This window comes from Nitratidesulfovibrio liaohensis, assembly GCF_011682075.1.
Lineage (GTDB): Bacteria > Desulfobacterota > Desulfovibrionia > Desulfovibrionales > Desulfovibrionaceae > Cupidesulfovibrio > Cupidesulfovibrio liaohensis.
The window spans coordinates 1-6,881 of record NZ_VSMK01000094.1; the positions used below are offsets into that span (position 1 = coordinate 1).

Below are 6,881 nucleotides of genomic sequence, written 5' to 3' on the forward strand. Positions count from 1 at the left end.
GCGCCCGCGCGCGAAGCCTTTGCCGCCGCGCATCTGGCCCCCGGCATCGCCGGGCGGCAGGCAGACGCGGCGTGGAAGCTGCTGGCCATGCAGGAGGCGGGGCTGGCGTCCTTTGCCAGCTGCGCCTGGTTCTTCGACGAAATTTCGCGCATAGAGCCCGTGAACGCCATGACCTACGCCCTGCGCGCCCTGGACCTGTGCACCGCCACCGGCGGTCCGGACCTGTTGCCGCACCTGGCAGAGCATCTGGCCCATGCCGTTTCCAACAAGCCGGAGGAAGGCACCGGGGCGGACATCCTGTCCCGCACCGTGCTGCCCCGGCGCGGCACGGACGCCAGTCTGGTGCTTCAGGCCCTGTGGCGGCTGCGCGCAAAACACGGCCTGGCCGCCCCGGGAACCACGGCAACCCACGCCTGGCCGGGCGCCGAGGTGGACGTGACCCTCGATGCACACGACGCACAGGATGCCCATGATTCGCAGGATGCGCAGGGCATGCCTGACAGAACCGGCAACGCCCCTGTCACCGGCACCGCCGCCCTGCGCCTGCCGCTGGAAACGGAAGGCCGCACCGTGCGCTTCATCTGGCATCCGCCGGGACCATCCACGTCCGCCCGCGCGTCACGGGTTACGGTGCGCCCGGCAACGCAACCCGACGCGCCCGCAACATCCCTGTCCGTGGCCGACCTTCCGCTGAACGCCCGCCAGGCCCTGCTGCTGGCCCTGCTGCATGGCGAGGAACGGCATCAGGCCCCCCGGCGCGCCGCGCTGGCGCGTCAGGCGCTGGCCCTTGTGGACCCGTGGGAAGAGGCACAGCACGACATGCCCGCCAGTCACCTGTGGGCCGACCTGGCCCCGCAACTGGGGCTGGCGCTGGTGACGGAAGCCCCGGCGTCCGACCGTTCCGACGGAGACCTCCCCGGCAGAGAAACCCCCAGTGAGGCCGCCTGGCGGCAAGGGCTGGAACTGCTGCGCTCACTGCAACCATCGCCCCGGCAGCGGGACGGATTGCACCAACGGATACGGAGCCACCTGCTTGAACTGCTGGCCGCGCCCGCACCGGACTGGGCCGGGCTGTGCGGTGCCGTGCAGCGCACCCGCGAGGTGGCGCCCGACTTCGACTGGTGGGCCGTACAGAACCGGATGTGGGAGCGGCTGCAAACCAACGGACCGGGCACCGGGGCAGAGGCCAGAAAGTGCGCGGCCCTGCTGGGCTTTCGGATGTAGCGCGCGCACGCCCCGGATACGGGAACGGCCTCGGGCACGGAAAGTCGCCACGAGGCCGTTGTCCTCTAGATGATAACGAATGTCAATTGCGAATTGGCGCATCCGCTCCCGAAACAGCAACGCCAAAACGCCGACAGGAGAAGGCGACAAAAGGGCAGGACCCCAAAAGATGAACAGTAGTGGGCGGGCTTATACGGCTGTCTGGATCATGGGCGAGCCATGCACGAGGGAGGCGGAGCGGGCATAGGCGCGGGCACCTGCTGCGGGGGTGCGGGTGGGCGTTCCCTCACCGCTCAATGCACTTGGGCTCGTGGAGGCGGCCCCGGCAACGGCATCCGGGTTGGCGTCAAGCGGGGTCGCGGCCCCGAAATCGCCGTCCGGCGCACTTTGCAGGGGCGTCAATTCGGCCAGCAGTTGCTGCGTTTGCAGGCTGTCGGCGAAGTTGAAGGCCCGCATGCGGTGCAGGGATTCGGCGGCCTGTACGGCGGCATCCTGCTCCGTGGGGGCGGTTTCGGTCTCGTAGCTGACCGTCAGCGGGCCGAGGGAAAAGGCCGTCTTCGTTCTCTTGGCGGAAAGCAGCCCCAGCGCATCGCCCGCATCGCGGGTCAGTGCGCGGCTGTACGCGGCAAGGCCGCGTGACGAGGTTGCGTCGCCGATGTCCATGACCGATTCCCTGACTGCCCTGTCCTTGCTCCGATGCCAGGCCCGATACCAAGCCCGATACCTGGCCCGACACGAAAACACGATGCGGCCCGGCGCGTGCCGGGCTGTGCCGGTACGTTTACGGGTGGCCCCGCCAGTCCGGCGCGTTCACAAGAGCGATACACTAATTTACATGCGTCCCGGCGCCCGCGCAACCCGCATTTTTCTTGCATTGAGCGGGCGCAGAACTTACGAAGGTCGCTGACCGTTCAACCGGTTGCGGTCGTTTTTCCCACGGCACCCGGAAACCGTCGTCCGCCCGGCGCGGGCCGTGCCTGCAAGCATACTGCGGCACCCCGCCACAACGCCGGGCAGACAGCCAATCCCCGCAAGAAAGGAAGCACGCGCATGCCCTGCAAGATACTGGAAAAAGAGCGCCTGATACCCGGCCAGACCAGCAAGCTGGTCATCGACGCGCCGCACATCGCCAAAAAGGCGCAGCCGGGCAACTTCGTCATCCTGCGCGTCTGCGAAAAGGGTGAACGCATCCCGCTCACCATCGCCGACGCCGATCCCGAACGCGGCACCATCACCATCGTCTATCTGGTCATGGGCAAGTCCACCGCCCTGCTGGAAACCCTGGACGCGGGCGATTCCATTCTCGACCTGTGCGGCCCGCTGGGCAAGCCCACCCACATCGAAAAGGCGGGGACGGTCATCTGCGTGGGCGGCGGCACGGGCATCGCGGCCATGCACCACATCGCCAAGGGGCACCACAAGGCGGGCAACCATGTCGTTGCCGTCATCGGCGCCCGCAGCAAGGACCTGCTGCTGTTCTACGACGAACTTTCGTCCTTCTGCCCCGAAGTGCTGGTGTCCACCGATGACGGCAGCTTCGGCCACAAGGGCCTGGTCACCGACCTGCTGCGCCAGCGGCTGGAAACGGACAAGACCGTGTCCGAGGTGGTGGCCGTGGGCCCCGTGCCCATGATGGCGGCGGTGGCCAAAACCACCGAGCCCTTCGGCGTGAAGACCACGGTCAGCCTGAACTCCATCATGGTGGACGGCATCGGCATGTGCGGCGCCTGCCGCGTGAGCGTGGGCGGCGAAACCCGCTTCGCCTGCGTGGACGGCCCCGAATTCGACGGCCACAAGGTGGACTTCAACGAACTGCGCCAGCGCCTTGCCGCCTTCAAGCCGCAGGAGAAGGCATCGTACGACCATCACTGCAAGTGTACCTGCGCGGGGGAGAAGTAATACCATGACCGCCACCGCCGAACGCAAGCCCGCCGGGGGCCGGAAGATCGCCCCGCGCGTGGACATGCCCTGCCAGCCCGCCGGGGAACGCATCCGCAACTTCGAGGAAGTGGCCCTGGGCTACACGCAGCAGATGGCCACGGAAGAGGCCCGGCGCTGCCTGCAATGCAAGAACCCCAAGTGCGTCAAGGGCTGCCCGGTTGAAGTGCCCATCAGGGACTTCATCGGCCAGCTTGCCAAGGGTGATCTGGAAGGCGCGTACCGCACCATCAAGTCCACCAACAGCCTGCCCGGCGTGTGCGGGCGGGTATGCCCGCAGGAAAACCAGTGCGAAGGCGCCTGCGTGCTGAACGCCAAGGGCCAGCCCGTGGCCATAGGCCGCCTGGAACGTTACGTGGCCGATACCTACATGGCCCTCGACGCCTGCGACCATCTTGCCGCCCGGCTGACCTGCCCGGCGGTGGACCCGGAATTGCGCGTGGCCTGCATCGGCAGCGGCCCGGCCAGCCTGACCGTGGCGGGGTACCTTTCCGCGCGCGGGATCAAGGTGACCGTGTTCGAGGCCCTGCACGAGGTGGGCGGGGTGCTGGTGTACGGCATTCCCGAATTCCGCCTGCCGAAATCGGCCATCGTGGAAAAGGAAGTGCAGGCCCTGCGCACCCAGGAAGTGGACTTCGTCACCAACTGGGTAGGCGGGCGCACCTTTTCGATCGACGACCTGTTCGCCGAAGGCTACCGCGCCGTGTTCATCGGCGTGGGCGCGGGGCTGCCGCGCTTTCTCGGCGTGCCCGGCGAGAACCTGACCGGCGTCTTTTCCGCCAACGAATATCTTACCCGCGTCAACCTTGGCCGGGCCTACGCCTTCCCCGACTACGACACCCCGGTCTACCAGGGCCGCAACGTGACGGTGTACGGCGGCGGCAACGTGGCCATGGACGCGGCGCGCACGGCGCTGCGCCTGGGCGCGGAATCGGTGCGCATCGTCTACCGCCGCACCCGCGACGAACTGCCCGCCCGGCACGAGGAACTGGAACACGCCGAGGAAGAAGGCGTGATCCTGGAACTGCTGGCCAACCCCGTGGCCTTCCACGGCGACGAGATGGGCCGCCTGACCGGCGTCACCCTGCAACGCATGCAGCTTGGCGAGCCGGACGCATCGGGCCGCCGCAGCCCGGTGCCGGTGGAAGGCGACACCTACGAACTGCCCACCGACCTTGCCGTCATCGCCGTGGGCACCCGCCCCAACCCCATCCTGCTGGAAGCCACGCCGCAGCTGAAGCTGAGCAGGCGCGGCTACATCGAGGTGAACGAGGAAACCGGCGAAACCTCCATCCCCAACGTGTTCGCCGGGGGCGACATCGTTACCGGCGCGGCCACGGTGATCCTGGCCATGGGCGCGGGACGCAGGGCGGCCAAGGAAATCCGCCGCCGCCTGAAGGGCGGGGAATAACGGGGAACGCCAGCGGAACACGGCAGAAGCCGAAAGGCGGATTGCCCGCACCGGGCCATTCCCGCACTTTCCATCGGCACGCGCCGTCTCCATGCTCCGCCGCATCGAACGCATGCCGCCGCCCTTTCGCCCGCACGGGCCGAAGGGGCGGCGGTTTCACATTGCGGCAGGGCCACGCGTGCTTGCGACCAGTCCTTGCCGTTGCTATGTTCTTCGGGGCGCGCATGCCGCACGCACGGCGAACCCCGCGCTTACGCCCGGACATCCATCCCCCACACCCAGGAGGCCCGCCCATGGCGCCCAGACGCGACAAGTACCGCATCGGCGACATCGACCTGACCGACATCCGCAACCGCAACGAACTGCGGGTCATCAAGGCCATCGAACAGGTGCTGCGCGAGCCCCCGGTATACACCCCCGACCCCAAGGACATTCAGGACATCTACGCGCTGGCGCTGAACAACCTGACCCCGCGCTACGCCCAGACCGGCACCATCGTGCTGCGAGACCCGGTGCGTGACGACCAGATCGTCGAATCCGTGCGCAACGCCTTCGTGCGGGTAATGGAACGCCCCAAGGAATAGGAGCCGCCGCACGGCCAGCCCGATCCAGGCGGCCCATGCGGTCCATACGGTCCACACAGCCCGCACGCGCCGCACCGGTCAGCAGCACCGGTCAGCCTTCATCGCAACCCGCCCCGCCACCACGGGGCGGCCATGGACACACCGCCGTGATCACCGTCGATCTGCACACCCACACCAAGCACTCCCACGGGCAGGCCACCGTGGAGGAAATGTTCGCCACCGCCATGGATCGCGGCATGGAAGTCTTCGGCTTTTCCGAACACTCGCCCCGTCCCCTCGCCTATTCCTATCCCAAGGACTACCGCGAAAAACTGACGGCGGGCTTTCCCCGCTACGTGGACGAGGTACGCGCCCTGGCCGATGCACGGCAGGACGGCAAGACCGTGCTGCTGGGCCTGGAGATGGACTGGCTGCCGGGGCAGGAACCGTTCACGGCGGAAACCATCCACCGCTACCCGTTCGACTACATCATCGGGGGCATCCACTTTCTGGGCACCTGGGGCTTCGACTGCACCGTGGACGACTGGAAGGACCTTGCGCCGGAACAGGCCAACGACGCCTTCGAGCGCTACTTCGACAGCCTGCGCCGCATGGGGGCATCGGGCATGTTCAACATCGCCGCCCACCCTGACATCATCAAGATATTCGCGGTGGATGCCTTTCACGAATGGCTGGACCGCCCGGAATCGCGCCAGCGGGTGCGCGACGCCCTGGCCACCCTGCGCGCGGCGGGCATGGCCATGGAAATTTCCTCTGCCGGGCTGCGCAAGCTGTGCAAGGAAATCTACCCCTGCCCCACCATCATGGAAATGGCGCGCGAACTGGAACTGCCCATCACCTTCGGCTCGGACGCGCACTGCACCTCCACCGTGGCCTGGGGCTTCGACCAGCTGGAGGAATACGCCCGCCGCTTCGGCTACACGCACAGCGTGTGGTTCCGGAAGGGTGTGATGCATCAGCGGCCTTTCTAGCAGCCGCAACACGTTCCGCCCGTGGCGCCGGGGCGCCCCATGGACCCGGCTTGTGTTTTTTCATCCTCCAGCCCACGGTCGGTTCCGCCGCCATTCCTTCATCATGACCACCCCCCCCATGCATCCTGCCGACCGTGCCGCCCCGCTGGCGGTGCTGGACAACGTTCGCGTCAGCTTCGGCGGGCGCCGCGCTCTGGACGGCGCAAGCTGGACCTTGCGCGCCGGGGAATGCTGGGCCGTGTTCGGTCGCAACGGCGCGGGCAAGTCCACCCTGTTGCGCGTGGTGCGCGGCACCACCCGGCCCGACCAGATCGACGGCGGCCAGGTGACCTGGTTCCCGCCCGCGAGCAGCGACGCGCCCGCATCGCCCGGCGAAATGCCCCCCGGAGAGACATCCGCTGGCGAAACATCTCCACTGACCGGGCGCACCCTTTGCGCCAGCGTGTCCTCTGCACAGCAGGAACGCTACATGCGCCAGGGCTGGCTGCTCACCGGCGAGGAACTGCTGCTTACCGGCTATTTCGACACTCCCCTGCTCTACGAGGACCCCGGTGCGGAGCGCATTGCCGCCGCACGCGACCTTGCCCACCGCCTTGGGGCCGCCCACCTGCTGGACGTCAAGGTACCCGCCATGTCGCAGGGGCAGCTGCGCCTGATGCTGGTGGCCCGCTCCCTGGTGCGCCAGCCCGCCGTGCTGCTGCTGGACGAGGTGTGCGAAGGGCTGGACGCCACGGCCCGTGCCGCCGTGCTGGG

General features: G+C 67.9%; 7 protein-coding genes. 6 read left to right on the forward strand and 1 reads right to left on the reverse strand.

The window, feature by feature from the left end:
• Window positions 1-1,224: DUF3536 domain-containing protein (locus FVW27_RS04175; RefSeq protein WP_167123002.1), on the forward strand; the 1,224-nt coding region annotated here is incomplete at its 5' end.
• A gap of 189 nt (window positions 1,225-1,413) precedes the next feature.
• Here FVW27_RS04175 and FVW27_RS04180 read toward each other — a convergent pair.
• A complete protein-coding gene (locus FVW27_RS04180) occupies window positions 1,414-1,887 on the reverse strand; it encodes a hypothetical protein (protein ID WP_167123004.1) in 474 nt (157 codons plus the stop codon).
• Window positions 1,888-2,274: 387 nt separating this feature from the next.
• Between FVW27_RS04180 and FVW27_RS04185 the strand changes: the two genes are divergently transcribed.
• From FVW27_RS04185 to FVW27_RS04205, 5 genes are all read left to right on the forward strand, one after another.
• Window positions 2,275-3,123 (forward strand): sulfide/dihydroorotate dehydrogenase-like FAD/NAD-binding protein, encoded by an 849-nt coding sequence (locus FVW27_RS04185; protein ID WP_167123006.1) that lies wholly within the window; start codon window positions 2,275-2,277, stop codon window positions 3,121-3,123.
• 4 nt (window positions 3,124-3,127) lie between these two features.
• A complete protein-coding gene (gene gltA, locus FVW27_RS04190) occupies window positions 3,128-4,573 on the forward strand; it encodes an NADPH-dependent glutamate synthase (protein ID WP_167123008.1) in 1,446 nt (481 codons plus the stop codon).
• Window positions 4,574-4,866: 293 nt separating this feature from the next.
• A complete protein-coding gene (locus FVW27_RS04195; RefSeq protein ID WP_167123010.1) occupies window positions 4,867-5,157 on the forward strand; it encodes a late competence development ComFB family protein in 291 nt (96 codons plus the stop codon).
• 146 nt (window positions 5,158-5,303) lie between these two features.
• Window positions 5,304-6,128 (forward strand): histidinol-phosphatase, encoded by an 825-nt coding sequence (locus tag FVW27_RS04200; RefSeq protein ID WP_167123012.1) that lies wholly within the window; start codon window positions 5,304-5,306, stop codon window positions 6,126-6,128.
• A gap of 103 nt (window positions 6,129-6,231) precedes the next feature.
• Window positions 6,232-6,881, forward strand: a 650-nt coding sequence (locus FVW27_RS04205; protein ID WP_167123014.1) for an ATP-binding cassette domain-containing protein, incomplete at its 3' end; no start/stop codon positions are given.

Excerpts from the sequence above, each read along its gene's own strand:
- FVW27_RS04180 (WP_167123004.1), bottom strand. The coding sequence starts at position 1,887 with ATGGACATCGGCGACGCAACCTCGTCACGCGGCCTTGCCGCGTACAGC.
- FVW27_RS04195 (WP_167123010.1), top strand. The coding sequence starts at position 4,867 with ATGGCGCCCAGACGCGACAAGTACCGCATCGGCGACATCGACCTGACC.
- gltA (WP_167123008.1), top strand. The coding sequence starts at position 3,128 with ATGACCGCCACCGCCGAACGCAAGCCCGCCGGGGGCCGGAAGATCGCC.
- FVW27_RS04185 (WP_167123006.1), top strand. The coding sequence starts at position 2,275 with ATGCCCTGCAAGATACTGGAAAAAGAGCGCCTGATACCCGGCCAGACC.